Origin of the sequence: Mesorhizobium sp. (genome assembly GCF_017306585.1) — a bacterium.
Classification (GTDB): domain Bacteria; phylum Pseudomonadota; class Alphaproteobacteria; order Rhizobiales; family Rhizobiaceae; genus Mesorhizobium.
Genome location: NZ_JAFKIC010000347.1, coordinates 1 through 3251, shown reverse-complemented (window position 1 = coordinate 3251; position 3251 = coordinate 1). Strand labels below are relative to the sequence as shown.

Genomic DNA, 3251 nt, shown 5'->3' with positions numbered 1-3251 from the left:
ACTCGCATCGCTGCCGCCGGTCGGCAGCGCGCTCGACCAGATCATCCACCACTTTGGCACCGACACTGTCGCCGAGGTGACCGGCCGGTCGCGCCGCATCGTGAAGAAGACCGGCCGCGACGGCATCGACCGGCTTGCCGTCGAGAGCCGTCCAGGTTCGGCGAATCTCGCCGAAACCCTGGCCTTCATGGATGACGACAAGGGTGTCCTGATTTTCAGTGACGCCGGCGGCACCGGCAGGTCTTATCACGCCGATCTTGGGGTCAGGAACCAGCGGCTGCGCAAGCACTATCTGCTTGAAGCCGGCTGGCGCGCCGACAATGCCATCCAGGGTCTCGGACGAACCCATCGCACCAATCAGGCGCGGGCGCCGCTGTTCCGGCCCATGGCCGCGAACGTGAAAGCTGGCAAGCGCTTCCTGTCGACGATCGCCAGACGGCTCGACACGCTCGGCGCGATCACGCGCGGCCAGCGCCAGACCGGCGGGGCTGGGTTGTTCCGTGCCGAGGACAATCTCGAAAGCCCCTACGCGCGGGCCGCACTTCGCCAATTCTACATGCTGCTGCATCAAGGCAGGATCGAAGGCTGCTCGCTCACGACCTTCGAGACGGTGACCGGCCTGTCGCTAACGACTGACGAGGGCGGGCTGCGTGACGAACTGCCACCGATCACGACTTGGCTCAATCGGCTGCTGGCGCTGCGCATCGAAACCCAGAATCTGCTGTTCGAGGTCTTCGAGCAGCTGATGACGGCGAAGATCGAAGGCGCCATCGCCGCCGGAAACTACGACAAGGGCCTGGAGACGATCACGGCGGAAAGCATTGTCGTCACCGATCGCCGCACCGTTTACACCCATCCGGTCTCGGGCGCGCAGTCGCATGTGCTCACCGTTGCCCGCAAGGATCGCATCCGGCCGCTCGGTCTGGTCGATGCGCTGGCCATCGCCCGCGCCGAACCGCAATCGGTCCTGCTGGTCAACACGCGGTCGAACCGCGCGGCAATCCAGTTGCCGACAGCAAGCCTGATGCTCGACGACGGCGCGATCGAGCACCGCGTGCGCCTCTTGCGGCCGACCGACGAACTGCGTTTCGGTCTCGACGCCCTTGCCGAAACCCATTGGCAGCCGGCCGACCGAAAACTGTTCTGTGAACTCTGGCAATCGGAAGTGGCCGCGGTCCCGGAGTTCACCACCAGCACCTTCCACATCGTCACCGGCCTCCTGTTGCCGATCTGGCGGCGGCTGCCGGACCATGACTGCCAAGTCTACCGCATCCAGACCGATGCCGGCGAACGCATCATCGGTCGCCACATCGCGCCGACCCTTGTCGCGACCATGTTGCGCAATCTCGGCGTCGACCATGTGCCGACCCTCGCGCCGGACGAGGCATGGACCGGCCTGGTGGATGGACGGATCGGGTTGCAGCTTGCCGAAGGCTTGGTCCTGCGACGCAGCCGCGTCATGAATGACTATCGCGTCGAACTGATCGGTTTCAGCGACGCCATGATTCCGCGCCTCAAGGCCCTCGGCCTGATCTCCGAGATCATCTCCTGGAAGCTGCGACTGTTCATCCCAACGGGCGGGCAAGGTTGCGCCATTCTCGCCTCACTTCTCGATCGCCACACGCTGGTCGGGGTCACCGACCGTATGGCCGCAGCGTGAACGGAGGCGATCATGACCGGCTCGGCGTCCGAGCTGGCGCGCCGTCTTGGCGACCACGCCGAGGCGGTGTGCCGCGAATATCTCTCCAACGGCCATCGCTCTGGCAACCACTGGATCGTCGGTGATGTCCGCAACACGCATGGCCGCTCCATGCATGTGCGGCTGAAAGCCAATGCCAAAGGCGCCGCTGGTAAATGGGTGGACGAGGCGACCACCGAATTTGGCGATCTGCTCGATGTCATTCGAGAGAGCTGTGGCCTCATCGAGTTCCGTGATGTCGCCGATGAAGCGCGGCGCTTCCTCGCCATGCCACGGCCGCAGGCGCAAAGCCATGGCGCACAGCGCCAGCCTGCCGCAGCACGCGGCTCGCCCGAAGCGGCGCGTCGCCTGTTCGGCATGTCGCAGCCGATCGCCGGAACGCTGGCCGAACGCTATCTTGCCGGCCGCGGTATCATCTTGACCGCGGGTGAGCGCGCCCTGCGCTTCCACCCCGGCTGCTACTACCGCGATCTAGTCACCGGCGAGACGCAGACCCTTCCCGCCTTGATCGCCGCCGTCACCGGCCTTGACGGACGCATCACCGGCCTGCAAAGAACATGGCTCGCTCCGGACGGCAACGGCAAGGCGCAGATTGCCGATCCGCGACGATCGCTTGGTCATCTCCTGGGCAACGGCATCTGGCTCGGCCTGGAGCCCGACACGTCGGTCTCGGTCATAGCCGCCGGCGAAGGTTTTGAGACGATGGCCTCGCTGCGGTCGGTGATGCCGGCGCTGCCGGTGGCCGCCGCCACTTCGGCCAATCACCTCGCCGACCTTATCTTCCCGCCTGGCTGCCGTCGCCTCTATATCGCGGCCGATGCCGATGCCGCCGGCCGGCACGGCATCGAGCGTCTCAGCCAGCGAGCCGGCAAAGCCGGGATCCTCGCCCTGGTGTTGCGGCCGCAGCTCGGCGATTTCAACGACGATCTGCGTCATCTCGGGCCCGCCCATCTCGCGGCATGGCTCAGCGGTCAACTCGTCCCGGAGGATGCCCGTTGCCTCCTGCCGTCCGGATGAGCGGCCCCGGCAGACATCTGCCGGCAGGCGGGCGGGGGTGGCGACACCGGAAGACTTTTAGGCATGACGGCGATCCAACGGAGAGGCCGCGCCCGCGGCCTGCCCGAGAGGCGACCCCTGCCACCCCCCGTTCACGGCCGCAACGGCTGCGCCGTCCTCCGCTCGCGCTCCGGCCTTCGGTGCGGCCGCGCCCGGGGCGCGGCCGGGGAGCGCTGTCAGGCCGCGAAGGGCGCGGCCAAAACCGACGGAGACACGCCATGACCTACGAGCTTCCTTTCGACAATGCCTTTGAGCCCTACCACGCCTCCTCGCCGACCGATCGCGTCATCCTCGAATTGCAGATGTACGGCCATCGTCCGCATCAGGACGAACCTGATGCTCGGCCACTTCCCGACGACGAGGTGATCCGGGCCGGGCTTGCCGGGATCGTCGAGACCTTCGCCGGCATGCTTGGCGACACCAGGCTCGAACCCGATCTCGATGACCTGCTGTGGTCCTTCGCAAACGTCTTCCACCGTGCCGCCGAGCGCGTCGC

Annotated in this window: 2 protein-coding genes and 1 pseudogene; all 3 read left to right on the top strand. The window is 66.5% G+C overall.

The genetic code is table 11. From position 1 onward, the window contains the following. Positions 1-1660: strawberry notch C-terminal domain-containing protein (locus J0I79_RS34520; RefSeq protein WP_292870502.1), on the top strand; the 1660-nt coding region annotated here is incomplete at its 5' end. A 12-nt stretch (positions 1661-1672) separates the two neighbouring features. Next, positions 1673-2716, top strand: coding sequence for a toprim domain-containing protein (locus J0I79_RS34515; protein ID WP_292870499.1), 1044 nt, complete (start codon positions 1673-1675; stop codon positions 2714-2716). Positions 2717-2973: 257 nt separating this feature from the next. Further along, positions 2974-3251 (top strand): annotated as a pseudogene (locus J0I79_RS34510) (hypothetical protein); the annotation flags it as partial.